Source organism: Methanospirillum lacunae, from assembly GCF_003173355.1.
GTDB lineage: Archaea > Halobacteriota > Methanomicrobia > Methanomicrobiales > Methanospirillaceae > Methanospirillum > Methanospirillum lacunae.
Window position 1 is genome coordinate 12,069 of sequence record NZ_QGMY01000007.1, and the last position, 24,347, is coordinate 36,415.

Sequence of the window (24,347 nt, forward strand, 5' to 3'; positions counted from 1 at the left end):
ATCACTAAAAAAATTACAAGCCGTATCAGGATATGCCCAGGATAGGAATGATACTTTCAAACTGATCGATCACTGAATCAGGGATAACACCTTTTGAATATTCTTCAGAAAGCCGATTGCCATATCGGGCATGAATCCCGTACATACCCACAATTTGAGCAGGGGCAATATCATTAATCAGGTTATCTCCGAGAACACAAATCCTGCAAGTGGGATGATTCATGATCTCTGCTGCCAACTGATAAACTTCAGGGGAAGGCTTCTTTTTCCCAATAATATCAGGAGTTATGAGTGAGGAAATAAGATTTCTAACACCGATCAATTTCAGCCGCTCTTCTGCATGGCAGGATAAGGCATTTGTTACAGCCCCTATTCGAATACCAGCATGGAATATTTGTTGCAGTCCTGATACTACACCAGGATATGGAATAATATTCACATTTTTTATTCTTTCAAACTCATCACAAACTACTTTGAGAGTTGATTCATCCTCAATGCCGACAAGGTTTAGGTATTCAATAAGTGCCTCCCGGCTTTCAACCCCATGCGGCGAAAAGATCAAAGATCGAATCAAATCTTCAGATTCACCGATTCCAATTAAGGAAATAACTGCCCGGGATGCACATTCCATTGCAGCGGCAAAATCGTAGAGTGTATTATCCAGATCAGTAAGAAACACATCAAATTTCATGGGAATGATTGAAGATGTATCATCACCCTTCCTGATACACAGACATAACATTTTCCTTAACACCCATATCAGATCTCCCCATGATCATGTTCTTCTCGCCATGTGAGAAACGACTAGTATGAACTATTCAATCATAACAGGAGGAATACTTGCTATTGCATTTCTTCTCTCTGTTTCTGCAGTAGTCGCAGTAGAGCCGTCGGCTATATATCCCTCGCTTAAAGTTTCAAATACCTCACAGCCATATGAGGACCAGGCCTTCCAAGAGCGCGCTGATTATGCTATAAAAAACCTCACAAATCCTTTACCTAAAGATAACAACCTCATGGAACTCCAGTCAGTTTATTATGAGCTGGTAAAAAAGAATGTGAAACCTGAATTTTATGGAGAAGCTAAAAATATCACACAATTTATCTTCTATGACATGAAAGCGGGAGAAGGAATACAGGAATATAAAGATACGACTCATACCGCAAACAACCGGATTGAATCACGAGATGATGTCGGAAACCAGGCATATGCAGATCTTGATGCCGCCAAACAGGCATGGAAAAAGATTAGTAAACGCTACCCCGACTACACCCCAGATTTTCTAGCTGGTGACGGAAGATCTTCATAAAGACCAAAAGGTGAACCATTCAGGTTCACTCCCTATCAAATAACTATCTTTTTTGCTTCACTCCACAATCCTTGTACATGGACAGGAGCGAGATAGAGGCCCTGGCAGATATTGCATACGGGATCTTTGAGCACTATCTTACAACCCAGTTTCATAACAGAAAAAAACCACTCTACCGTTTAGTAGAAGACGGTACACCTTTTCAAAATGAATTCAATGAAATATATTCCACATTCAAGGAACTCTATCCAGAACTTGTAATCCATCTACAGGAACGATATCCATCTTCGGATGAGATGTATCGGCTTATCTGTGAAGGAGAGGGTGTCATCCCTACCAAAACTATCCAATCCTATTGGATCATTCAGGATGCGCCTGATACTGACCCCCATGCTACAGAGGATGATAAAGCAGGAAAGTGGCTTATCTTCGTCCCGCCAGACCAGGTCGATGATATATGGAAGAAAATTCGTGATTTAACCTGGCAGAATGAACTGGGTATCTCTGCCAAAGTATCAACATCCAAGAGGAATCCTGATTCCCGCGATTACCGCAAAGTCATGTATGTGTACACTGCTGACTGGGAGAATGAAGAAGAGGTCATGCGGGTGCGCGAAAAGCTTCGCTCAATTGGAATAGCAGACAGGATAGGATACAAACGCAACATTGAAACCTTTAAAGGCGAATATGCCTCAAAAGGAAAAAGAGTAACGTATTATAACGCCTGAATTATCAGGCTTTACGCTCTTTGTTCTTTGGTCTCAGATTTTTATAACCGCACTTTCTGCATGCTGTTGCACGGACAGGATTTCGTGCGTTACAGTGCATACAAACTTTAACATTTAGCAGACGTGCTTCTGCCTCAGGAAAACGTGCCATGATATTACTCCACTCGAACTATCTGTCCTATAAAGAAGGTGCTTACTTCACATAAGTGTTATGGAGATGCGTGTCATTAATATCCAGAGATCAACTCCGGAGATCTCCACACCACTTGCCTGCAGTTCACCGTGTAACTAACCAGTTCCGTAGTGCAAGAAAGCCTCTGCTCCTGTGAGAGATAGCATTCTTCTCTTCTTCACTCATCTCTGCAAGAGTCTTCCCACCTACTGAAAATATCGGATCATACCCAAATCCGTGTACTCCCTTCGGGGACACGACAGTACCATCGATTCTGCCCACAAATACTGATACACCATCTTCATCAGCGTAAGCAATACCTGTTTCAAACCAGGCAGACTTGTCTGTCTTATCTGAAAGCAGGCAAAGTATACCCTCATTTCCAATGGTTTTTTGAACGAATGCGGCACAGGAACCGGGAAACCCGTTCAATGCAGAGACAAAAAATCCGGTATCGTCAGTGATTACCGGGCGGCCGAGTTTTTCATACGCGTATGCTGCCTTGCCTTTTGCCACCTCGGCAACCGAATCATTTCGAATCTCCGGGCATTCCAGTTCCACATGCTCCACCTCGGCGATCCCGTTCAAGATACCGGCTGCTTCACGTGCTTTATGTAAATTACTGGTGACAAAAGTTATTTTCACAAATACCGGCCCCGCATATCTATTTCATGCTCACGAATAAGAACATCGTCAGCTTCCGAAAATGTTTCTCTGTACCCATCGATGAACGCTTCTTTTAGATGGATTTCATCTGGTGCTGTACTTTCAAGTACCTGGAACAGGACATGGATGTCAACCCCGCGTGCCTCAATTTCGGTTGAGGTATACCCAAGCCCGAAATCGATGAGATAACATCGATCATTCTTGAGAATCATATTACTGGTTGTCAGATCGCCATGGACTATTCCGGCATTATGGAGGTGACCCACCATTCTGCCTGCTTCTTTTAATACAGAAGATGAAAGAGCATCCTTGAGAATTGTCCCATCTATACGTTCCATTACAATGGTATCTGCAGTAATATCGCTCATAATTGGAGTAGGTACCCCAAATCGCCGGGCTTCCGAAATCAATCGTGCTTCAGCCCTTGTGCGTTCAGTAATGAGACGATGATCAAGATCAGGATGGCGATAGTGTTTGCCAACCCGCCGTTTTATCACTGATTGTTCGCAGATCTCAACAACTGCTTCAGCACCTCTAGTACAGTTTTCATTATCGGAAGAGCAATCCGGATTATGTGTTGGAATGGTACTACGCCAGGTGACAGGCACCTGATCTGCACGATATGACGGATTAACCCTGGAGTCCTTTACCTCAAGAATAGATCCATGTTCCAGCATTATCCGTCCGGTGTATGCTATCATTGCTCCATTGTCTCCAAGAAACTGCATTTCAGGAACTGCAAACGAGGCTCCCCTAGCTTCACACATAATCCGGAGCATCTCCTGAAGACGACGGTTAGCACCAACACCCCCAACAAGAATAACCTCATTCTTACCAGTCTGTGAGAGTGCCCGTTCAGTCACTTCCACACACATTGCAAAGGCAGTCTCCTGAAGACTGTAACAGACATTAGCAATGGATTCATGCGAATCTTTAGCCGCACTGATAAGACCTGAAAATGCCAGATCCATTCCCTTCACCGTATAGGGAAGAGGAATGTATGTTCCATCCTTGGCAAGTTTCTCTATCTGCGGACCGCCAGGGTGTGACAAACCCTTACTCCTGGCAAACTTATCGATAGCATTACCGATACCGATGTCAAGAGTCTCGCCAAAGATCCGGTACCGGTTATTCAGGTACCCGAAAACCTGCGTGTTTGCACCACTGGCATACAGGACAATCGGATCTTCAAATCCAGATGCATACCTTCCGATCTCAACGTGAGCAACACAATGGTTCACACCGATTAGGGGTACCTTGAGTGAAAGCGCCAGAGCACGGGCAGCGGTGCCAACTATCCTTAAACAAGGACCAAGCCCCGGACCCTGGGAAAACGCAACTGCTACTGGCCGGGGACCTTCATCAAGAACTGAACATATCAAGGCTCCAATCTCTGCAGCGTGATGCTGAGCTGCCTCACGCGGATGGATCCCACCAACTACTGGTTTATATGGTTTAGATTTCAGGCAAATGAGATCGGTATCAAAAATAGCAGCACTGAGATTCCAGGCAGTACCTTCGATCCCAAGCACCGGTCCTGATCTTTGCATCAGGCTTTGTTCTTAAATTCGGTGTATCCGCACTTACCGCAGCTTGCACGATCCTTGTGCTCGCCCATAAAAACACCCGGACCACAGCGTGGACAGTACCGGCGTGACGGGGTTGCAGTCTTTCCGCTTACAGTGAAGTATGCTGAACGTTTGACAGATGTCTTCTCTTTCTTACCTTTTGCTGCCATACTTCAACCTCCTTAAGATGCCTCCGCAGCGTCCTCAGACGGCGCATCCTGAGCACCAAAGACTTCTTCAGCAACCCCACCACGGGTCATGAGATAGGCGCGCTCAAGTTTCACCAAATCTTCCTTGCTCTGGTAAACCCGGGCTGATCCGGTCAGAACACTGATTCCAAACCGGGACTTCATTGAGTCAAGAACAACCTGGTCTTTACCTGCATTCACCATTGCAGCAAGCTTGGCCTGAACCAGCTTCCGCGATGGAGTTGCACCATTAAAATTGAGAGTGAACGCAACTTCCCTTCGGGAGAGGAGTTCATTCTGTTTATCAGAAGTAATTAAAATCTCCATAGAGATCCTCTAGTTGTATGCGGTTCTAAAATATATACCTGCGCGGTCAGGTGGTTTCAGGGATTTTTTCAAATTTTTCCAGAAAAGCCTGGGCTTGTTCACGTACCTGCGGCGAAATTTCGAGAACGACAACACCTTCTCCGGGCTGACCATAGAGGATCAGGGAGCTTATTGGAGATACCAGGGCGAGAGGAAGTACCGCAAGATCCTCTTCCCCCGATACCTGTATTACAATTCTGCCTGAATTAACCGCAGTTTTTGTTGCCAGGATTAATTCATCGCTGATACACCCGGCAGGATTCTTCACATTGATGATCTGATATTCTGGAATTTCAACACCATTATGAGGACGCCGCATGGTCTGACCATCAATAATGGCAATGACCGGTGGAGACCCTGCCAAAAGAAGATGCTCGGTTACAACATCGCCCACACTGTAAAAGAGTTTCCCGCTCAGAAGCGGAAGAACCGGATCAAGAGAGGGATATAGGGTGCCGAAAGGTCGAGTAAAAAGATGCCGCTGATCTTCGGGGAGTTTTAGCATTAGCGGACCTTAAGCGCATATCTCCCAGGGAGGGTGATATTCATTCGTTTAGCGACATCGCTGTGTTCAGGATCGATAATAACCAGGTACCCGGTCCAATCAGTGGTAAGATTGTTTGTACCGCAGATAGAGCAGGATGATCCTTCAACCACCCTGTGGCATTCACGACACACAGACAACTGTTTCTTCTTTGTCGCGGCCATAATCAAGCAGTTCCGCCATTTTCTTTCTCTTTCTGTTCGGCCTTCATGTCCTCATCAAGCCACACAAGGCTGCCAAGGCCTGCCTGTCGCATGGTAAGACCGATCTTGCTTTCACGTGGTTCACGCTCACTCAGAGAGAGAGTCACAACACGTGCTCTGACAACATCACCAACCCCGATATGACGATTTGAATCCTGGCAGATAAGTTGGGAATTCTTCTCATCATAACTGATGTATTCATCAGAGATCTGGCTTACGTGAAGCATTGCATCAATCGGACCGAGGCTTACGAACGCACCAAAACTTGTTGTCTCAACAACAATACCCTCAATGATCTCCTGGAGAGTAAGCCTGATTGCAAGCCCTTCAAAATCAACATCGTAAAAGACTGCTCCATCACCCGGAATCATCTCTCCCTCGCCAATCCGGGCCACTTTAGTCACGGCAATGAAGATTCCAATCTCCTTGTCAATACTCCCCTCAAGTTGTTCCTGGAGCACATCCAGAATGACGGTCTCAAGATCCTCACCAAGACGGTTTGGAGGAACCCTGACCTTATCAAACATCTTCAGTCTGTAATACATCTCTATCTCCTGATGATCTCTAACTTCTGCTTCCCTTTCAACGAAATTACTTCTAAACCTTCATTAAGCAACCGGTTTCTGAGATCACGATCATTGGTTACAACCCTGCATCGTTCTCTCCGGGCATACGAAAGGATCTTGTCATCAACCCTCTCGCCTTCTTCTCCATCCATCGACACAACAGTGCAGAACTGTGCAAACCGAAGACCCAGACGGGCGGCAGACGCATCGTTACCCCTGCCACGTGCAAGACCTTCAAGTTCACGAATCACAACATCCGGAACACATGGTTGTGTGACCCCCATCATCCATTTGAGCTCTTCGAGCAGGTCAATCCTGAACTGGGAGGTCATAAGAAACGCGTTTGTATCGATCAGAACGGTCACTCGATCAGCATACCCATTCCGATCAGACGCCATCTCCCCCCGACCTGCCTGCTGATAGCGATTGGTGATCCAATCTCCGCACAGACAGGCCTCTTGAGCGTAACTTCAGCAGCATCCTTCTTGGTATTGGTAACAAGGCCAACAGTCACAGCGGTGCCGACTGAGAGCATCAGAGGTTCGCGTGCCTTAAGAGGTTCAATATCAAGCTCACTGTTCGCTCCGACAACCCGCTCCATGAGCCTGACTGAGAACCACATCTTATCCCAGACTGGTGGAAGTTTACCCACATGCCCAAGCACTTGCCCGGAGAGCATATCACTCTTGGTAATGGCAGGGTCAAGTTTTGTACCGATAGCAAGGAGACCGCCGGGGGTTGCAATATGAACTTTTTTCTGTCCCTTGTGAATCTCTGTGACCTTGGTGACGATTGGATCCCAGCGGATCTTATTCTCTACCTGACTCTGAATACCAGGTCTGATCTCGATCTCATCACCGTCATTGATGACACCCCTGATGAGCGAGCCGCCAACTACGCCCCCTTTGACATCTTTCCAGCTGCACCCGGGCTTATTTACATCAAAAGATCGTGCGATCAGCATGATCGGATCTGCTTCTGGTTTACGCGATGGCTCTGGAATTGTCTCATCAAGAGCCTGAAGAAGTGCCCAGACATTGATATCTTTCTGGGCTGATACAGGAATGATTGGTGCGTTTTCTGCGATGGTACCTTTCACAAATGCCTTTATTTCTTCGTAATTACGAACAGCATCCTTCTGGGTAACAACATCAATTTTATTCTGGACGATAACAATCCGCTTTATCCCGACCAGTTCCAGTGCCATCAGATGTTCTTTGGTCTGGGGTTGCGGACAGTGTTCAGATGCTGAGATAACAAGCATAGCCCCGTCCATGAGGGCAGATCCGGACAGCATCGTAGCCATCAGAGTCTCGTGACCAGGTGCATCTACAAATGATACAGCACGAACAGGTTCAGCCTCTCCTCCACAACGTGGACATTCAGGCTTGGTTGTAAATCCTTCAGGTCCGGGACATTTCTTGCACTTGTAAAAGACAGCGTCTGCATATCCGAGCCGGATGGAGATTCCACGTTTCATCTCCTCGCTATGCCGGTCGGTCCAGACGCCTGTTAGTGCGTTGACGAGTGTGGTCTTTCCATGATCCACATGCCCGACAACGCCGATATTTGTACTCGGTATTATTTCCTCTGGCACCAGTAATCAAACCTCCTTACCAATTTGAACAGATTGATACTTATACGTGAGCATGGCATATAATCCAGATTTCCAGAATAAGACCAGAAAAAGATAGAGCCTATAGAGAGAAGAAATTATCCGGCCCCATTACATGCGCTATCAAGATTGGGAAGCTCCTGGAATGACTGATCGCGTGGATCTGACCGTTCCTTCTCAACCTGCCTGAGTTCTTCCTTGAGATCTTCAGTCCTGACAACCTTTTCAATAAGGATGGCAGGTACTAGCAGGTCTGTCCGGTAAAGCATTCCGGTACTGTCAAGTTCTGCAAATGAATGCCCACTTCTCTCTTCAATTCTTACTACTGTCCCTGTGGTTCCGGTCCGGGGATACCGCACAGAAGATCCAATATCCACTACCGTGCTCATACAACCATCCTTCTCTTCCAATCACTTAAGGGTTCCTACAATCAGGAGACGATAGATCCAGATTGGATCTGATCATCAGTAATCTGGTACTCCTTCCCGGTTGCGGCGTTACGGTATGGCCCCTGAGTTGTAACATCCCCAACCTTTGCATTTGTTGGATATGGAACAGTGAATGTTCCGTTGACACTTTCCTGTCGATAGACAAATGTCCGTCCGGTATTGGTTTTGACCGGAATCTCAATGATACCATCACCATGAATGACAGCCCCGGGAACATACTCAAAGACCTTCACATACCTGACATCAGGGAGGCTCTCTGGAGATGCTCTCGTGGGAGATTCATGAACCAGCCGGTAATGCTGAAGCGCAGGAACTGTAGAGACAGGCTCAGTGTACACATAGTTCACGAGAGCGGTCTCATACTCAGGGCCTACCGTTGACTTTGAATTCTCAAGCATTGCAGATCCGGCTTCGTATGGAACCTGGGATCCATTAACGATTATTGGATCGCTTGTTTTTGAATATTCAGGCTTCATATACTGAATATAATGCACCTGCCCAGGCTGGGTCATGGAACCGTCAAAGTTGTGGAGCTTTGAGATCATCGTCTGATAGTATGGTTCCATAAAGAACGGGAAATTCTGACCAGTATTCGGGTTGTCCGGGTTGGGCAGAATGAAGTTGCGCTGGTATGGTGATGCTCCAAGATCAGGATTATCCCAGGTTGCCATCGCCCAGAACTTTCCGGTATCTATCTCGTAATCTGTGACCACATATTTTGTTTTCAGGTGATCAAGAATACCAGATGCCACTGATTCATTTGTAGTGATAAAGAAACGGGCTGCTCCATAGTCCCCGGCAACACCATACTGGAACGGATTCGCATTTGGCATCCGCTTTGCGAGATAGGTAATCATATGACCATAATCCCACCATGCCATCACACCATATGCCTGGGCTGGTGGCTGCCATCCCTCTTTCTGATAAATCTTGAAGTAATCAACACCGGTATCAGGAGTGTTATTCTCCATCCAGTCTGTTGTCTCCCGCCAGTCAGGGTTCAGGGTAAACTGGCCTATTGCCAGATCGCGCCCGATAGAGTTGTAGGTAAAGAGTGCTCCAAGGAGAACCACTATCACCAGAAAGATCATGCTTCCGGTTGAAACTGTAGCCTGTTTCCCTGATGTTTTCTTTCCATGTGCCTGATCTTTCTGTTTTCCTCCTTTGGAATGTACTGGTGACTCTTCTTTTACCTGGGCGGGGACTCTCCTGATAAGATCGATCCCATACCCAATGGAAATACCACCAAGAATAGCGGCAGGTACAGCCAGATAATACTCGTATCTGATATGCTGCATTGTTGCATAGAGGACAACAACAGACCAGATCAGAATGAAAAGATATGACGGGCAGAGTTCTTTTCTCAGTTTATTCAAAAGGACCCCAATACCGATCACAAACAGAATCAGACTGTACTGGAAGGTCCGCCATGCATCATCAAATGTCCAGGGTCTTGCTTCCTGAATTGTCTTCCAATGGATCTCCTGACCAAAGAACGCATTAGCATTTGCAAGAAGGTAATTGAATAATTCAGGAGAGAGCAATGCAAAGAGAACGCTCCCTATGACAACCGCTCCAACAAGAGAAAGAATATAATGCGAGAAAGGACGCTCACGGAGAAGCCATGAGAACCCGAAGAGAACCCACGTTCCCAGGATGATAAGGGTATATGCAACCACATGCCCGGAAGTATAATAGTTTAATCCACCTTCACCATGAACCCCAATTATGAGGAATCCGATGATTGCAACAAGGAAGGTTATTGTATTTACCACGAGTGCTGATGCCCCAAGATGGCCAATATAGCGCTGGATGATAAACCATACTGGGGTAAACATCCCCACAAGCAGAGCAAAGAGGATCATGGTCGGCATTAGGGCAAGCCCGAGCACATATAATACTCCGCAAAGAAGACCTAATATCGCCGGTATCTTCCAGGTTTCCCTGTTTTCAATATCAACCGGATGTTTGCGACAGTAAACAACTGCCCAAAGGTAACCAAGACAGAAGAGTGTACTGAATAATACCTCCCCGATATGATGATCAAAATACCCGTAATAGGATCTGAAGAAGAACTGTCCAGGACATATCGCAATAAAAAAACCGGCAACAAGGCCAGCCTTCCAGTCCGCAACCATTCGTACCAGGAAAAATATAATGGGGACAAGAAGTGCTGCCATAACACATGGAATAAGAAGGCAGATAGATATGATATCAGGACGGGCGTGAGCCCCGAAAAGCAGGCAGACGGCACTGCTTATCAGCGGAAAGAGCGGGCCCCAGTGCATCGGTTGGCCTTCAGGGAAAAATGTCATCGGGTCAAACCAGGCGATGTTCGGGAAATTGGCCATGCACAATTCAACCCTTCTCAATTGGTAGGTGGGATCATCCATACCCACGTTAGAGAGAACATCAGTATTCCCTGAGAAGACCGGAATAATCCGGATTAACAGGGAGAACAATGAAATAAGAACAACTCCCCCCCCAATAAGGAGTACACGGGGATCTTTGAAATTAGTAAGATTCATATCTTTTTCTCCTGCGATTTACTCTCACATTCTGAACCGGGGAGCACACACCGGTTCTCGGCATCCATAAAGAAGTTCATTTGATCACGAATAATATCCCTGACCTGGTACCTGACCTGATAACCTAACTTTTTCACCTTTGTTATATCAGAGAAGAGGATTGGAACTTCAGAGGGACGGAACCGACTCGGATCAAACCGGATTCTGATGTCAGGGCCATCTGTTCTGACAAGGATCCCTCCATCACCAACGTCAAAAGTGATCTCATCGGTCAGTATCATCTGATCAATCTTTGGTTTTTCAAAATTAATGCCAAACACTGAGGACTCATCTGGCTTCAGAGGATCGTTTACAACTTTGTCAGAATGAATAGTACTAATCTCCCTGACCTTATGGCCTGAGGCCTCAATACTCATGAGAAGATAACTCAAAACTGACGTGGTCCGGTTAGAGCCCACGTTATAAACATCACCATGTTGCCCTTTTTTAGCAATGATCTGATAGCCCTCAATGATATCATCAATATGTGACCAGTCTCTGCAGGCATTCACGTTTCCAATCGAGATCTGACCGGTCTCTCCATACTTTAACTGAGTGACCTGTCTTGTTATAACAGAGGTGACAAACTGATCACCTCTCCCAGCACCTTCATGATTAAAAGAGCGGGAGACCATCCCCTTCAAACCGTAGGTCTGGTAATAGTTCCTGAACAGGATCTCTCCATACACTTTACTGGCTGCATATGGGGACATGGGTCTGAACGGATTGCTTTCTGAAATCGGAAGTTCGGGTATCCGTGAAGGATCAGGAAAAATTGTGTGATATTTCTCTTTTAGAGAGGCATACTGCTCTTCAGAACTGATAACTAAACCATACTCCTCGCTTGTTCCGGCAAAGACCATCACCGGATCAACTTCTTTCTGCCTGACGGCTTCAAGCAGATTAATCGTCCCGATGCAGTTTATCTGGGCAGTTTCAAGGGGATGAGATATTGAACGGGGAACAAACGATTGAGCTGCCAGATGGAAGATATAATCCGGCTCCGCAGTATCCATTGCGTGAGCAAGCCCCGGGAGATCTTCCAGACTTCCTTCAACAAAATGTATTGCATTCTCGATTTTTTTGTGTGAAATATTTTTTGGAATGGTCCCATCAGCCCGGCGGCGAATAAGCCCATACACATTTGCTCCCTTATCAACAAGGTTACGGGCTAGGTATGAACCAACAAACCCGCTAACTCCGGTGATAAGAACATGAGCATCATCCCATTCCATGATTACCCTGACTCCAGCCATATAGAGTGATCAAAAAATTGTATAGGTATTGGTATTACTCTCATGTTTTTGCCAGCGTATGCACATACGTGGATATTTGTTCTTTAAATAACTTATAATCAAACCGTGTAGCCTGGAGCCGTGAGGCTTTTTCATACAGTTCTGGATTTTTATCTATGCGGCAAACCGCTTCTCTGATAGAGAAAGGATCAGGTGCCACCAGCAGACCTGTATGCTCATCAACAACAGTCTCAAGGTAACCACCCTCTTTTGCAGCTACTACCGGTTTGCCACATGCCATTGCTTCAAGCGGAGTAAGCCCGTAATCCTCATCAATTGCCATAGTCAGAAATCCTCGACAATTACTGTACAGAGTTATTAGGTCGTTATCAGTGACTGAACCCAGAAATTCAACATTTGGTGGAGCTGATGATGCCAGAGGCTCAAATGAGGGATAAACCCTCCCTGCTATCTTCAGTTTCTTGTCTGGCATCTCCCTGAAGGATTCTACCAGGTTTTCTACCCGTTTCCACTTGTCAATTCTGGAAACAGATAACCAGTAATCTCCATATCCGGTATTTTGGTAATTTTCAAGGTGAATTGGAGGATATAGCACGTACGCCTGACGTTGATATGTCCTCCATATCCGGTTTCTTACATTATGAGATATACCTGCAATATGGGACACATTCTTCATAACAAACCTGCGATCCAGGAAACGGAAAAATGACAAAACTGGCACATAGATCAATTTCTTTGAAAGAGAAAGATCCGCGATAGTCTGATAATACATATCATAGAGAGCCCTGCGGGGTGTTAGCATAATATAACAATGCGGCTTACCCTTGGAGATGTACCTCAAAGCCATATCATCAGTAACGATAAAAAAATCATAATCCAGTTTTATAGACCGAAAAAGGTGCATCCCAAATACCTGTTTCAAAGGTTCATTAGGCAGGGAAACGTTGAGAGGATGAAATTTTACATCTTTAGCAAGAGGATAGCAGTCTCCCAAAAAAGGATCGTAACTCAAACATACAATTGTTGCATCCAGAGCCATTGCCATGTCAATAAAAAAGCGTTCCGCACCTCCAGGAACACTAAAATCAAGGCACGACAGAATCGCTATTCTCATGTTCACTCCCTGTTGCTTATAAAAGAGATCTCTTTTTCATACTTTTGCGCTACACTTTCCCACTTCAGATCCGAAGGCACCTGATATCGTTGATATCTCATAGAGTGAACCTGCTCCATTGCATGAGCCAGTTCCCTCTCATCTTCAGGTTGTACAAAAGTAGTCCCCCCGTATCCGGATAAACTCTCAGCAAGTCCTCCTACCTGTGATGCAATAATTGGAAGACCATAGGATATTCCGATATGGGCTACGCCACTTTGTGAGGCACGGGTGTAAGGGAGAACCAAAGCATCAGCAGACGAGAAATAAACAGGAATTTCATCATCTGATGCATACTTATTTAAAAGACGTATCCGGTCTGATGCAGGAGATGTTTGAACTGCATCTAACGAAGCATGATCTTCCCATGCTTCTCCCACAATGAAGAGGAAAGAATCATTTCTTATGGCTTCGGGGAGCATCTCAAAGGCATGAATCAGGTGTATAACTCCCTTATATGGACGGATTAACCCGAAAAACAGGAAGACAAAATAATCAGACACCTTAAGAGACCTCTTGGTATCTATTTGTTCAAGGATTGGATACTGATCATAGAGTCCATGAGGAATCACGCCAATCCGGGTTTCAGGAATCCGGTAATGAGTTGAGATCAGGTGTCGGTCATGTTCAGAATGGACAACGTACCGACAAGCCATCCTTCTTATCAGCCGGCCCATCAACCGGGCATAGATGCGTATGGGGCCAAAAGAAAATTCAAGAGGATCGACGACCTCATGAAACTCAATAATGACCGGTATTTTTTTTACATTCATAAGAAGCATGGCCAGGAACATGTGTGCAACACTTGATGTCCACCACTCCAGGATAATGACTTCAGCATCCTTAAACTCATGTGATGCCTGTATCCAGGTTACAGGATTGTACCAGTCCAGAATTTCATAAACCCTTATCGTTTCACTATATTTCAGGGATGTCAGATCGGTTCCGACTCTCTTCCAACCCGGGAAAAGTCGCTGGGGGAGCATATACCTGAAGAGAAGACTGGTAACCTGTAAATGGTCAGCAAGTGCATTGGAAAGCCGGAGTGTATAATAACTTATACCTGAAAGAAAACGAGGAGAAGGGCCAATAACCACTACAGTTCTTTGATTCATGGAGTTTTAGAAAATTGATTTGTTATTCGACGGTCACGCTTTTAGCCAGATTTCGAGGTTTATCAATCTCTCGTCCAAGGCGGGAGGCAGTGTAATATGAAAGCATTTGTAAAATTACGGTCGCTCCTACGATTTGCAGATACAATTGCTCTTCATCAAGAGGAATAACAATGTCAGCCAGTTCAGAAAGTTCTGTATCATCACCGTATCCTATTGCGACAATAGGTGTTCCCCTCGCCTTCATCTCTTTGAGATTGCCCAGCATAACCGCGTAAGAAGGTCCTGGAAGACAGATTGCCACAACTGGCGTTTCTGAAGATAAGAGAGAGAATGGTCCGTGTTTTATCTCACCTGCAGCATATGACTCTGCATGGATGTATGATATCTCTTTCATCTTCAGCGCCCCTTCCATCATTACCGGATAGAATGGACCCCTTCCCACATAGAAGATATGCTGGGCCCTGGCACAGAGAGTCACAGCATCTTCCATATTGAGGAGAAGAACTTTTTCAATGGCCACCCCGGCATGTGAGAGAGTTTCATCACTTATCCGGCCAGACAGAAGATTAACAACTTGTAAAAGGACACCCAATTGTGCAGTAAATGATTTCGTGGCTGCTACACTGATCTCAGGACCGGCCTGCATCAGGATAGTAACATCTGAATATCTTGTTATTGAACTGTTCAAAACGTTTGTCACAGCAACAGTCTGGACATTATTACAGTTCCCTTTATGAATTGCTGACAAGGTATCAGCGGTCTCTCCTGACTGTGATATACCTATGATAACATCGGTGAGGGGAACTGAACAGTATTTAAATTCAGATCCCAACTCAACCCTTACCGGAATACCACATGATGACTCAGCAAGATATCTGAAGATCAAACCGGCATGATATGAACTTCCACATGCCACCACAGTTATCGATTTAGCATCACAGAGAAACCGGGGGAGAGTATCTGATGAAAGAGAGTGAATGGCACGGTTGATAACTTCAGGTTGCTCATAGATCTCTTTGAGCATGAAATGAGGAAATCCACCCTTCTGAACTGCATCTGGTGTCCACTCTATCTCGTGAACTGCACGACTAACCAGGACTGAATCCTGATAGATAGTATATCCATCTTCACTGATTTCTGCAATGTCTCCATCCTCAAGATAGATCACACGGTTTGTATATTCCAGAAGGGGAGTGATATCAGAAGCTGCAAAAAACTCATGATCTCCTATTCCAAGGACTAGTGGGCTGCGATTTTTCACTGCGATAAGCCTGTCACTATCGCCAGATATCGCCAGAATTGCATATGAACCTTCAAGGTGATGGACAGTCTCCTGCATGGCCTTGAGAAGGTTACCCTGGTTTAAATCTTCAAGGATATGCGGGATAACCTCCGTATCAGTCTCTGATTTAAAGATATGTCCTTTGGCTTGAAGTTCCCGTTTGAGATGAGAATAATTTTCAATAATACCATTATGGACAATTGCTACCTGATCATGACAATCAGAATGAGGATGGGCATTAATATCAGAAGGAATCCCGTGGGTTGCCCAGCGGGTATGTCCGATGCCACAGGTTCCCGGGAGTGTGGCTTCTTCAGGAATGAAGTCTGAAACTTTCCCTTTTTTTTTATGGATAAAGATGCCATTAGAACGAGTGGCAATCCCATAACTATCATAACCCCGGTACTCAAGTTGCTTTAATCCCTCTAGGAGTACTGGAGCTGCCTGTCTGTAGCCAACATATCCCACTATCCCACACATATCACATCACCCATGTATGATCTGGGATGAATTTTGATCGAAGACGGATACCATTCCGGGCATCGATATGACAATCATTTCCTATGACACAATTTTCATAAATCACCAGTGGTGACGAAAAAACACCATTACCCATAATAACACCACAGGATGAATGAACGGCTTCTTTCTTAATCTCAAGAAAACCAGTTCCCGCAGTAATTACAGTATGCTCACCAATCGTGCATGCTTCACCAAGTACTGCAGACGCAATCTTCGAGTGTGAACCAATATTGCAGTCATCCATCACCAATGAGTTGCCGATCATTGTGAAAGGTTCAATGATCACTCGTGATCCTATACTTGTACCAGGACTAATCACCACATGTGGTCCAATCACACAATCCTCACCGATTATTACAGGACCTTTAATTGTACAGTAAGGACTGATGACTGACCCCTTTCCAATAGATACAGTACCTTCAATGATCGCACTTGCACTCACTGTTCCTGCATAAGAGGGAGAGATATTTCTCAAAAGCCTCTCATTCATACAGATGAGATCCCAGGGATAAATGGCATCCTGCCATTCATGTGCGTACACCGCAGAAATAGATGTACCTCGTACAATCAGTTCATTTATAGCATCAGAAAGTTGGTTGTCAATCATCCCTGAAAGGAGATCTTGCTCCAGATAGTACACACCACAACTGACAGTCATTCTTTTTGCATGAACTGGCTTTTCAACAATGCCCAGAACAACACCATCTTCGACATCTACAACTCCGAAATTTGATGGGTGCTGATGAGTAGTGATGAGCATTGAATTCTTGATCTTAAGTACCTCTTTCAGTGATGCGGGATCAATGTAGTTGTCTCCTGGAAGGACAAGAAGGTCTCCAGTTATCAGATCCAGTGCACAATTGAGTGCATGACCTGTTCCAATCTGATGCTGCTGCTCAACAATACGGACCTCTACCGGGAGATGGATCAGATGTCTCATCACCTGTTCTTTCCGGTACCCGACCACAACAATAATATCGCGAACCCCACAGGAAAGCAGTGATTCAATGAGGTGCTCAAGAATAGGGCGATTCGCAACTGGAATCAATGCCTTGGGTCTGTTTTGGGTCAGAGGTCTGATCCGGGTCCCCTCTCCAGCTGCGAGGATTACAGCCTGGACACTCATCGTTTCACCACCGAATCATCGGAAATGACACCGGTGACAAAACAGTGTGGAGCAATCCGACACCGGTTGCCAATGACAGCGCCCACATTTACTGAGCAGTTAATTCCAAACAGCACATCATCGCCTATGACGGCACCAAACTTTTTTCTCCGAGTGTTTACCCCACCGGCTGAGATACACTTCTTGTCATGACGGAGATTTGCAATTTTTGTCCCAGCTCCAAAATTACAACCGCTTGCAATGACACTATCACCAACATAATTAAAATGGGGAATATTCGAATGATTCATTACGATAGAATTTTTTAGTTCTATGCTGTGACCGATGTGACAGTTATCTCCGATAGCTGTGGCTCCCCTAATATATGCATGAGGACCAATCCTACAGTCCTTCCCGATAACACATGGGCCCTCAATGTATGTTCCGGCCTTTACCACAGTTCCTTTTCCAACCTGTACAGCACCTTTGAGCACTACACCGTCCTCAATTTCACCTTCAATACAGGAGGAGAGAGAAACTAGAAGAACTTCATTTGCAGTCAGCAGATCCCATGGAGATCCCATATCAGCCCACGAAGAGAGCATGACTGCATGTAACGAGCCCGCTTTGATATATGGAAGTAATGCATCAGTGAGTTCCAGTTCCCCACGTGGAGACGGAGTTATCAGTTTGAGATGAGAAAATAGATCATAGTTAAAAAGGTACAATCCTGCATTGATCAAATCGCTCTTCGGATTTTCACTCTTTTCTTCAAAACCCGTAATGATCCCATCTTTAACCGTGACAACACCAAAATCCCGGGGATGATCCGATTTACAGATCCCAAGAGCCGGGGAAGGACTTGAAAGGACAGCCTTGATATCTTCCCGGGAGAGGATCATATCCCCATTCAGAAGCAGAAAATCCCCGTTTACATGCGATAGGACATTCAATACTGCATCCCCGGTCCCACGCTGGCGTTTCTGAGTTACATATCTGATTGAAACTCCGAAGTCTGAACCATCACCGAAGTGATGCCTGACTGCTGCCTCATGATATCCAACAACAAGAACGAATTCATTAATGCCACAATCCCGGATAGCATTGATCAGATGCTCAAGCATGGGCCGGTTTGCAACCGGGATCATCACCTTAGGTCGTGAACCCGTGAGCGGCCTCATGCGTTTTCCTTCACCGGCTGCAAGTATCACACATTGAACCATCAGGCATCACCTTTCAGCGCCAGTCTGACCATCTCTTCGCCTCTTTCAAGCATCCGCTTGGCATCATCCAATGTACGGCCTTCAGCTGTGAAACGGATTTTTGGTTCGGTCCCACTCGCCCTTACCAGACACCAGCCATCATCCTCTTCAAGGCGAAGACCATCGGTCGGGTTAGCTGCTCCGAGTGCATACAGTATTTCATGGGACTGAGGGAATTGTTGAGAGCGTCGGAGGATTGGATATTTTGGAATTGAAGCGAGTTCTTCTGCAATATTCCACTCCCCTGCCATTTCACAGAAAAGTCCTGCTGCAAAGGGGCCATCAGGGCAGTACGAGATTTGAGGGAAGATCCATGCTCCAGAAGGTTCTCCCCCAAAGTCTCCCCACTGTACCAATTGTTCAGAGACAAAGGCGTCACCTACCGGTGTCCTTCTCACTTCAGCTATCTCTTCAACAGCCATTGAGGCATCGTAGGTAGTGACCACACGCTTAGCTCCAAGGTATTTCGCAAAGAGGATAAGGAGCAGATCACCCGGAATATAGGTACCAGTGTTGTCAAAGGCCATCATCCGGTCTGCATCACCATCATGAACAACGGCACATCGGGCATTGACCTTCTTCATCAAGGCAGGGAGGTAGGGGAGATTTTCAACGAGGGGCTCAGATGGTCTTGAAAAAATACCAGATGGATTGGCATTAACTGCTACAACTGATGCTCCGGCATCAGATAACAGGTGAGGAGTAAGAACAGAACCTGCACCGTTGCCACAATCAAGAATGACAGGGAGATCTTTTTTTACATCAATCTCACTAAGAATCGCATCATGATGAGGAGTGAGTGGATCATATTTCATCGTCTCTCCTTGCGATAACCAGTCTGCTGTCCTGTTATCACTAATAGCATCCTCGATCTCATCCTGCTGAAGTGCCTGGAATGAGGAACCATCAGGATTAAAGAGTTTTAACCCATTATAAGGTTCAGGATTATGAGAAGCCGTGACCATACAGGCTGCCTTGAACGAGCGGCAACAATATGCAATTGATGGGGTTGGTGCGATCCCACCTTGAAGTGCTTTAGCACCGGTGTAACATATTCCGGCAATAAAGGAACTGGACAGAGCAGGACCGGTTGTCCTGCTATCCATTCCAACCAGAACCTGATCAGCCCTGTTTCCTACTGCCATTCCTACCTGCATGGCAAGACTGAGCAGATCCTGATCATAAAGACGACGGATCCCTGACGAGCCGAAGAGCATAGTACTGATAAGTACGCGGTCTATCCTTTAGATATTCGTCCTGCCATATGGACAAAAGTGACAGCCATGAGTGAGAACCGCAACACCGGAAGTTGAAGGCCCGATAAACAAATATCTTTCATCGGGCTCTTCTGGAATAATCCCGTTCTCATCACTGATCATCCCATCTGATGAGACCAGGATAAGATCTGCTTCTTCAGGGGTATTTACAATTTGAGATGAGAAACGCTCACGGATCTGATCCATCCCCCCACAGCACCAGATCTTCTTCCCGGTTATGAGATCTTCAAGTTCTCTGATGCATGTAGGATGATTATCAGGAAGACAGGCATGAAGACGACGCGATGTACAGAGAAATCCGGTCAGAGCATTCAGAATACCTGCAGCCGCAGATCGTAAAGCCGGTTTTCCAAGCGTTGCACCGAACATAAAGGAGGGCTTGGTTGTTGTCCGAACAGGATCATCGGTTGCTAGACCAGCAGATCTACCACCAAATGTAACCCTGAGCAGGGCTCCCCGCTCATACGCACACCTGGCAACCTCATTCTCCTGCTCAAGTATAACCGGATTATCAGAGATACCGCAGTCTTCCACCATCGATTCGATCTGATTTACTGCTTTTTTTATGATATGCATAGAATCTCCAACTGCTTGATATTTGGAATAATAAGTGGATTGGATCTTGAAGATGAAGAGAACTCCTATGAGTTCCATCCATGTCTGCCAATCAGGGGGACAAACCTGACACCTTCATATTCCTCTCTTCGGATCCCTTCAGTATCCCTGGTAAGACGGATTAGTACCTGCATGTGCTGCGGCCCGACCGGTGCTACAATCCTCCCATTGACAGCGAGTTGTTTAATGAGTATGGATGGAATAGCAGGAGTGGCAGCTGTGATAATGATGCCATCATACGGGGCCATTTCATCCCAGCCAAGAGATCCATCTGATACGAATACAGAGACATTGACCACACCAGCTTTCTGAAGATTGGACCGGGCGTCATCAGCGAGTTCGGCAATCCGCTCGAGACTTATCACCCGGGCACCCATGGCAGAGAGGACTGCTGCCTGATATCCGCTTCCGGTCCCAATCTCAAGAATGATATCACCCTCCTCTGGTGCCAGGAGTTCGGTCATCCGGGCTACAATGTAGGGTTGAGAGATGGTCTGGTTATAACCTATCGGAATCGGATGATCGTGATATGCAACGTCAGCAAATTCTTCGGGAACAAAAAAATGCCGGGGTACCGTTTCCAGGGCTTTGAGCACCCGCTGGTCTTTAACTCCGCGTGAAAGGATCTGGGTCTGAATCATCAGTCTACGTTCTTCAGCCCGATCCTTATTCATAGTTAAAATCCGGATTTTTCTGCAGCATCAATGGCTGCATTGATCTGATCCTGAAGTACATCAGGGAGGCCCTCAACTCTGACATCAAGGAAACCCCTGATGATAGTTGCTGTTGCAGTCTCTTCATCAAGTCCTCGTGCCATCAGATACTCAATCTCATCTTTTGCAATCTTTCCAACTGCAGCCTCATGCGAAAGTTCAGTATCGACCACTTCTCCCCTGATCTCAGGGATGGCATGAATGATACCATCCTTCAGGATGAGCCCCTTACACTCAATATGTCCACGGGTTCCTTTGACTTTTCCCTGTATCATTCCACGGGAGTAGATGAGGCCACCGGTAGTAATTGCACGGGTGAGAAGTTCAGCACTGGTCCCTCGTGCATTCAGATTCACAGTGGATCCCAGGTCCAGATGAGATCCCGGAGGAGCAACCACAACACTGGAGAACCTTCCAACCGCATTCTCTCCCATCAGATGGCATACTGGTGACATCTGAATTTTACGCACAGGCTCCATGCAGACATAGTTGGAGAGAAATACACCAGCCTCTTCCACGATTGAGGCACTCCGGGGATAGACTGCAATATTTTTCCCCCAGTTATGGATCATGGTCGAAGTGACTTTTGCTCCTTTACCAACATAGAACTCAGTAACTCCAATATGTGTTCCGCTGTTCCGTGCTGATGCTGATGTACATCCAGATATGATATGGAGTTCTGATCCTTCTTCTGCGATTATGATATTATGTACATGTTGCACCGGAGAGTCTGACATGAGCAGACAGGCCTGCAGTGGATAAACACTCCGGGTTCCTTTTTTTGCAATAATGACAAAACCACGCGGATCTTTCTGGGCAGCGACATAACGGGTGAATTTATCTTTATCCTTTGATACTGCCCGCCAGACATATTCCTTTACCCAGGGGTACTGCTCAAGAGCTTTTCCGAGAGTAAGGAACTCAATTCCATCACAGTCAGAGGTAACATGGCAGACATCCTGGTCCTTCTGAAAGAAACTTCCAGAACGGTTCTTCATATCAACTTCCAGACCGGTAAGAGCAAGGCGCTTCCTATCTTCAGGCGGGAGATCCGTCATCTGTAATTTTTCAGGCATAATCCTCCAAAGGTGAATAATAATTCAGATTTCGTTTGTGAAGGGAGAACTGAACAATCTAATCATTCTTGTTCTGAGAGGCATGGGGTAATAACATACCTGATTGTCATTCATGGTTCCCGGATCAACTCAGGGAGATCTGCTATTGACTTGATGATATGACTCGGCTTGACAAGGGATTTTGCAAGAACTTCTTCATTGAATTTACCGGTCTTTACAAGTACTCCTTTGATACCACATGCCATTGAACCCCCAATATCTGTTAGAATATCGTCTCCAACCATCAAGGTGTTCCCTGGTTCTGCATCCATGCTGGATAATGCCTCACTGAAAAAATGTAATGATGGTTTTCCCATGAGGAGTGCAGTCTTTCCTGAAGCATACTCAAGACCATCAACAAACGGCCCTGCGCCAAGAGAAAGACCATCATGGTCCATCCAGTACCGGTCTTTCTCCAGGGCAATCAGGTCAGCGCCACCGATAACCTGCCGAAATACCTGATTTATTGACTGGTAGGTGAATGCATCCCCGGCATCTGCGATAATTACTACGTGTGCATCATGAACCAGGGAGATCCCTGCCTTACGAAAGTCATTCTTAAGATCGTCAGTAGACAGGAGTGTGCATGATGAGATGCCCCGGCTCAGAAGGTATTGTATCACAGCACCTGCAGGAGTAAAAATTTGATCCTCCCAAACCGGCAGATTCAGGCTCTGAAGTTTTTCGAGAACTGTCTTTTTTGACCGTCTGGTTCCATTTGATATAAATCGGTATGGGATATTCTGATTCTGTAAAAATCCGATAGTTTCTGCAGCACCTGGAAGTGGGTTCATACCTGTAAACAGGGTCCCATCAATGTCCAAAAGCACAGCGTGGACAGACATACTGTACCTTTATTCCGGTAATATTTCAGAATCTCCTCTGGAGATATAGATAAGTATAAAAAGTGAGAGAGCCCACTTTGTAAAGCATCTGCATCGATGGTCTAGAGGCATGACTTTGGCCTTCCAAGCCAATAGCTCGGGTTCAATTCCCGATCGATGCATTGTAACAACGAGTATTTCGTTGCTTATTTTTTTTCTTGAATCGTAATTCTCGTATGTCATTATGTGTCCCAGTTTTCACTGATAACGATCACTTTTGTATGGGTAGATCTGTGGTTGGATGCTTATGCTGAAGTGAATGAGGCCACCCCACACCGGGGATAACAGAAATATCACGATATGAACAAGTGTATGATACCGGAAGTTTGAGATGATGATACTCCAGATTCTGGTGATCTTGAAGAGAAGGAATAAGGTATCAATCAGAAGTATACCGGAACTTCGGAATGTTTCGGACAAAATACAGAAATTTCCGCCATGAATTCAAGCACTAATTGCTGGTTGATCGCAAATTAATTAATAATAATATAATTTTATGTACTAATTACGGAAATTGTGAGAACACAGAGAACAGGGAAGTTGATCATGAGGTTCATGTATCTCTTCATCTGAAGTTTGCAGTTCCGCAAAGAGAGATCGTGATAACCGATCAGGGGAACTATTACATCCTGATTGCAAAAATAAGACAGATATGCATTGCCCAGAAATCCGAAATTCGTTTGCAATACCTCATATTGAGCCTGGATTAAAAGAGAGTTCCGTTATTCTAGGCAATGATTCATCCAGACCTTATAATTTGAGAACGTCGACTGTTGGCCTGAAAACCGGAGATGTATGAAAAGAGTAGATATCTCCTCGAAGGATAGACAGGAAGATTCAACATATAAGATTTCCGGCACCCATTAAATCATATATATCAGCCCGGAATCAAAACCCAAGACTCTACTCGCGTTACAATCAGGAGATCTCTCGATAGACACACATCCAGCAATTCATCATGAGTCTTTGTGAGAAAACTCCAAAGAGGTTAATAAGCAAGAAATACCAACAATTGAAGGCAGGGCCCGTGGTCTAGCTGGTTATGACGTCGCCTTCACACGGCGGAGATCCTGAGTTCGAATCTCAGCGAGCCCATAAAAATATTT

At 45.6% G+C, this 24,347-nt stretch carries 26 protein-coding genes and 2 tRNA genes; 4 read left to right on the forward strand and 24 right to left on the reverse strand.

Annotated features, from left to right (window positions below; translation table 11 throughout):
* Window positions 1-25: 25 nt before the first annotated feature.
* The gene (locus DK846_RS08000; RefSeq protein WP_109968421.1) at window positions 26-742 is read right to left on the reverse strand and encodes an HAD family hydrolase; all 717 of its coding nucleotides are present in this window, start codon (window positions 740-742) and stop codon (window positions 26-28) included.
* A 67-nt stretch (window positions 743-809) separates the two neighbouring features.
* Between DK846_RS08000 and DK846_RS08005 the strand changes: the two genes are divergently transcribed.
* Window positions 810-1,310, forward strand: coding sequence for a hypothetical protein (locus DK846_RS08005; protein ID WP_109968422.1), 501 nt, complete (start codon window positions 810-812; stop codon window positions 1,308-1,310).
* 77 nt (window positions 1,311-1,387) lie between these two features.
* The gene (locus DK846_RS08010) at window positions 1,388-2,038 is read left to right on the forward strand and encodes a putative phosphothreonine lyase domain-containing protein (RefSeq protein ID WP_109968423.1); all 651 of its coding nucleotides are present in this window, start codon (window positions 1,388-1,390) and stop codon (window positions 2,036-2,038) included.
* Between the two features lie 4 nt (window positions 2,039-2,042).
* Here DK846_RS08010 and DK846_RS08015 read toward each other — a convergent pair whose 3' ends face one another.
* The 23 genes from DK846_RS08015 to DK846_RS08125 all read right to left on the reverse strand — a co-directional run bounded on the left by DK846_RS08015 (window position 2,043) and on the right by DK846_RS08125 (window position 23,202).
* Window positions 2,043-2,189 (reverse strand): 50S ribosomal protein L40e, encoded by a 147-nt coding sequence (locus tag DK846_RS08015; RefSeq protein WP_109968424.1) that lies wholly within the window; start codon window positions 2,187-2,189, stop codon window positions 2,043-2,045.
* A gap of 126 nt (window positions 2,190-2,315) precedes the next feature.
* Window positions 2,316-2,855 carry an RdgB/HAM1 family non-canonical purine NTP pyrophosphatase gene (rdgB, locus tag DK846_RS08020; RefSeq protein WP_109968425.1) on the reverse strand — a complete coding sequence of 180 codons (540 nt, stop codon included), beginning with the start codon at window positions 2,853-2,855 and terminating at the stop codon, window positions 2,316-2,318.
* Entirely contained in the window at window positions 2,852-4,426 is a 1,575-nt protein-coding gene (locus tag DK846_RS08025) for a bifunctional N(6)-L-threonylcarbamoyladenine synthase/serine/threonine protein kinase (RefSeq protein WP_109968426.1), read from the reverse strand. Before DK846_RS08025 ends, rdgB begins: the two co-directional genes overlap by 4 nt.
* Window positions 4,426-4,614 (reverse strand): 30S ribosomal protein S27ae, encoded by a 189-nt coding sequence (locus DK846_RS08030; RefSeq protein ID WP_109968427.1) that lies wholly within the window; start codon window positions 4,612-4,614, stop codon window positions 4,426-4,428. The genes DK846_RS08025 and DK846_RS08030 overlap by 1 nt, the downstream gene beginning before the upstream one ends.
* A 12-nt stretch (window positions 4,615-4,626) precedes the next feature.
* Window positions 4,627-4,959 (reverse strand): 30S ribosomal protein S24e, encoded by a 333-nt coding sequence (locus DK846_RS08035; RefSeq protein ID WP_109968428.1) that lies wholly within the window; start codon window positions 4,957-4,959, stop codon window positions 4,627-4,629.
* A gap of 46 nt (window positions 4,960-5,005) precedes the next feature.
* A complete protein-coding gene (locus DK846_RS08040) occupies window positions 5,006-5,503 on the reverse strand; it encodes a GTP-dependent dephospho-CoA kinase family protein (RefSeq protein WP_109968429.1) in 498 nt (165 codons plus the stop codon).
* Window positions 5,503-5,706, reverse strand: a complete 204-nt coding sequence (spt4, locus tag DK846_RS08045; RefSeq protein ID WP_109968430.1) for a transcription elongation factor subunit Spt4 — start codon at window positions 5,704-5,706, stop codon at window positions 5,503-5,505. Before spt4 ends, DK846_RS08040 begins: the two co-directional genes overlap by 1 nt.
* Window positions 5,707-5,708: 2 nt before the next feature.
* Window positions 5,709-6,290: a DNA-directed RNA polymerase gene (locus tag DK846_RS08050; protein ID WP_109968431.1), complete on the reverse strand. Its 582-nt coding sequence runs from the start codon at window positions 6,288-6,290 to the stop codon at window positions 5,709-5,711.
* Between the two features lie 2 nt (window positions 6,291-6,292).
* Window positions 6,293-6,709: a type II toxin-antitoxin system VapC family toxin gene (locus DK846_RS08055; RefSeq protein ID WP_245926504.1), complete on the reverse strand. Its 417-nt coding sequence runs from the start codon at window positions 6,707-6,709 to the stop codon at window positions 6,293-6,295.
* The gene (gene eif2g, locus DK846_RS08060) at window positions 6,673-7,908 is read right to left on the reverse strand and encodes a translation initiation factor IF-2 subunit gamma (protein ID WP_109968433.1); all 1,236 of its coding nucleotides are present in this window, start codon (window positions 7,906-7,908) and stop codon (window positions 6,673-6,675) included. The genes DK846_RS08055 and eif2g overlap by 37 nt, the downstream gene beginning before the upstream one ends.
* A 116-nt stretch (window positions 7,909-8,024) precedes the next feature.
* Entirely contained in the window at window positions 8,025-8,315 is a 291-nt protein-coding gene (locus tag DK846_RS08065; protein WP_109968434.1) for a DUF2098 domain-containing protein, read from the reverse strand.
* Window positions 8,316-8,356: 41 nt separating this feature from the next.
* Window positions 8,357-10,903, reverse strand: a complete 2,547-nt coding sequence (locus DK846_RS08070) for an oligosaccharyl transferase, archaeosortase A system-associated (protein ID WP_109968435.1) — start codon at window positions 10,901-10,903, stop codon at window positions 8,357-8,359.
* Window positions 10,900-12,177, reverse strand: coding sequence for a GDP-mannose 4,6-dehydratase (locus tag DK846_RS08075; protein WP_109968436.1), 1,278 nt, complete (start codon window positions 12,175-12,177; stop codon window positions 10,900-10,902). The genes DK846_RS08070 and DK846_RS08075 overlap by 4 nt, the downstream gene beginning before the upstream one ends.
* 61 nt (window positions 12,178-12,238) lie before the next feature.
* On the reverse strand, window positions 12,239-13,312 hold the full coding sequence (locus tag DK846_RS08080) for a glycosyltransferase (protein WP_109968437.1): 1,074 nt from the start codon (window positions 13,310-13,312) through the stop codon (window positions 12,239-12,241).
* 2 nt (window positions 13,313-13,314) lie between these two features.
* On the reverse strand, window positions 13,315-14,466 hold the full coding sequence (locus DK846_RS08085) for a glycosyltransferase (RefSeq protein ID WP_109968438.1): 1,152 nt from the start codon (window positions 14,464-14,466) through the stop codon (window positions 13,315-13,317).
* Window positions 14,467-14,488: 22 nt separating this feature from the next.
* Complete coding sequence (gene glmS / locus DK846_RS08090) at window positions 14,489-16,228, reverse strand: glutamine--fructose-6-phosphate transaminase (isomerizing) (RefSeq protein ID WP_109968439.1); 1,740 nt, start codon at window positions 16,226-16,228, stop codon at window positions 14,489-14,491.
* 1 nt (window position 16,229) lies between these two features.
* Window positions 16,230-17,396 carry a sugar phosphate nucleotidyltransferase gene (locus tag DK846_RS08095; RefSeq protein WP_109968440.1) on the reverse strand — a complete coding sequence of 389 codons (1,167 nt, stop codon included), beginning with the start codon at window positions 17,394-17,396 and terminating at the stop codon, window positions 16,230-16,232.
* A complete protein-coding gene (glmU, locus tag DK846_RS08100; RefSeq protein ID WP_109968441.1) occupies window positions 17,393-18,598 on the reverse strand; it encodes a bifunctional sugar-1-phosphate nucleotidylyltransferase/acetyltransferase in 1,206 nt (401 codons plus the stop codon). Before glmU ends, DK846_RS08095 begins: the two co-directional genes overlap by 4 nt.
* Entirely contained in the window at window positions 18,598-19,854 is a 1,257-nt protein-coding gene (locus DK846_RS08105) for a phosphopentomutase/phosphoglucosamine mutase (RefSeq protein WP_109968442.1), read from the reverse strand. Before DK846_RS08105 ends, glmU begins: the two co-directional genes overlap by 1 nt.
* Before the next feature lie 27 nt (window positions 19,855-19,881).
* Window positions 19,882-20,490: a hypothetical protein gene (locus tag DK846_RS08110; RefSeq protein WP_146201176.1), complete on the reverse strand. Its 609-nt coding sequence runs from the start codon at window positions 20,488-20,490 to the stop codon at window positions 19,882-19,884.
* 65 nt (window positions 20,491-20,555) lie between these two features.
* Complete coding sequence (locus DK846_RS08115; protein WP_109968444.1) at window positions 20,556-21,203, reverse strand: protein-L-isoaspartate(D-aspartate) O-methyltransferase; 648 nt, start codon at window positions 21,201-21,203, stop codon at window positions 20,556-20,558.
* A gap of 2 nt (window positions 21,204-21,205) precedes the next feature.
* On the reverse strand, window positions 21,206-22,318 hold the full coding sequence (locus DK846_RS08120; protein ID WP_109968445.1) for a SufB/SufD family protein: 1,113 nt from the start codon (window positions 22,316-22,318) through the stop codon (window positions 21,206-21,208).
* A gap of 110 nt (window positions 22,319-22,428) precedes the next feature.
* Window positions 22,429-23,202 carry a TIGR01458 family HAD-type hydrolase gene (locus DK846_RS08125; protein ID WP_109968446.1) on the reverse strand — a complete coding sequence of 258 codons (774 nt, stop codon included), beginning with the start codon at window positions 23,200-23,202 and terminating at the stop codon, window positions 22,429-22,431.
* A 90-nt stretch (window positions 23,203-23,292) separates the two neighbouring features.
* On the opposite strand from DK846_RS08125, the gene DK846_RS08130 reads away from it, so the two are divergent.
* Window positions 23,293-23,363 (forward strand) — tRNA-Gly (locus DK846_RS08130).
* 899 nt (window positions 23,364-24,262) lie between these two features.
* A tRNA-Val gene (locus DK846_RS08145) sits at window positions 24,263-24,336 on the forward strand.
* Window positions 24,337-24,347 lie beyond the last annotated feature (11 nt).

Bases quoted from the DNA above. Each gene is read 5' to 3' on its own strand.
- DK846_RS08125 (WP_109968446.1), bottom strand. From the start codon at position 23,202: ATGTCTGTCCACGCTGTGCTTTTGGACATTGATGGGACCCTGTTTACA.
- glmU (WP_109968441.1), bottom strand. From the start codon at position 18,598: ATGGTTCAATGTGTGATACTTGCAGCCGGTGAAGGAAAACGCATGAGG.
- DK846_RS08115 (WP_109968444.1), bottom strand. From the start codon at position 21,203: ATGAATAAGGATCGGGCTGAAGAACGTAGACTGATGATTCAGACCCAG.
- DK846_RS08065 (WP_109968434.1), bottom strand. From the start codon at position 8,315: ATGAGCACGGTAGTGGATATTGGATCTTCTGTGCGGTATCCCCGGACC.
- DK846_RS08120 (WP_109968445.1), bottom strand. From the start codon at position 22,318: ATGCCTGAAAAATTACAGATGACGGATCTCCCGCCTGAAGATAGGAAG.
- DK846_RS08055 (WP_245926504.1), bottom strand. From the start codon at position 6,709: ATGGCGTCTGATCGGAATGGGTATGCTGATCGAGTGACCGTTCTGATC.
- DK846_RS08110 (WP_146201176.1), bottom strand. From the start codon at position 20,490: ATGCATATCATAAAAAAAGCAGTAAATCAGATCGAATCGATGGTGGAA.
- DK846_RS08095 (WP_109968440.1), bottom strand. From the start codon at position 17,396: ATGAGTGTCCAGGCTGTAATCCTCGCAGCTGGAGAGGGGACCCGGATC.
- DK846_RS08010 (WP_109968423.1), top strand. From the start codon at position 1,388: ATGGACAGGAGCGAGATAGAGGCCCTGGCAGATATTGCATACGGGATC.
- spt4 (WP_109968430.1), bottom strand. From the start codon at position 5,706: ATGGCCGCGACAAAGAAGAAACAGTTGTCTGTGTGTCGTGAATGCCAC.
- DK846_RS08000 (WP_109968421.1), bottom strand. From the start codon at position 742: ATGTTATGTCTGTGTATCAGGAAGGGTGATGATACATCTTCAATCATT.
- DK846_RS08035 (WP_109968428.1), bottom strand. From the start codon at position 4,959: ATGGAGATTTTAATTACTTCTGATAAACAGAATGAACTCCTCTCCCGA.
- DK846_RS08105 (WP_109968442.1), bottom strand. From the start codon at position 19,854: ATGCTCTTCGGCTCGTCAGGGATCCGTCGTCTTTATGATCAGGATCTG.
- DK846_RS08025 (WP_109968426.1), bottom strand. From the start codon at position 4,426: ATGCAAAGATCAGGACCGGTGCTTGGGATCGAAGGTACTGCCTGGAAT.
- DK846_RS08070 (WP_109968435.1), bottom strand. From the start codon at position 10,903: ATGAATCTTACTAATTTCAAAGATCCCCGTGTACTCCTTATTGGGGGG.
- DK846_RS08080 (WP_109968437.1), bottom strand. From the start codon at position 13,312: ATGAGAATAGCGATTCTGTCGTGCCTTGATTTTAGTGTTCCTGGAGGT.
- DK846_RS08030 (WP_109968427.1), bottom strand. From the start codon at position 4,614: ATGGCAGCAAAAGGTAAGAAAGAGAAGACATCTGTCAAACGTTCAGCA.
- DK846_RS08085 (WP_109968438.1), bottom strand. From the start codon at position 14,466: ATGAATCAAAGAACTGTAGTGGTTATTGGCCCTTCTCCTCGTTTTCTT.
- DK846_RS08015 (WP_109968424.1), bottom strand. From the start codon at position 2,189: ATGGCACGTTTTCCTGAGGCAGAAGCACGTCTGCTAAATGTTAAAGTT.
- DK846_RS08075 (WP_109968436.1), bottom strand. From the start codon at position 12,177: ATGGAATGGGATGATGCTCATGTTCTTATCACCGGAGTTAGCGGGTTT.
- DK846_RS08005 (WP_109968422.1), top strand. From the start codon at position 810: ATGAACTATTCAATCATAACAGGAGGAATACTTGCTATTGCATTTCTT.
- DK846_RS08040 (WP_109968429.1), bottom strand. From the start codon at position 5,503: ATGCTAAAACTCCCCGAAGATCAGCGGCATCTTTTTACTCGACCTTTC.
- glmS (WP_109968439.1), bottom strand. From the start codon at position 16,228: ATGTGTGGGATAGTGGGATATGTTGGCTACAGACAGGCAGCTCCAGTA.
- DK846_RS08050 (WP_109968431.1), bottom strand. From the start codon at position 6,290: ATGTATTACAGACTGAAGATGTTTGATAAGGTCAGGGTTCCTCCAAAC.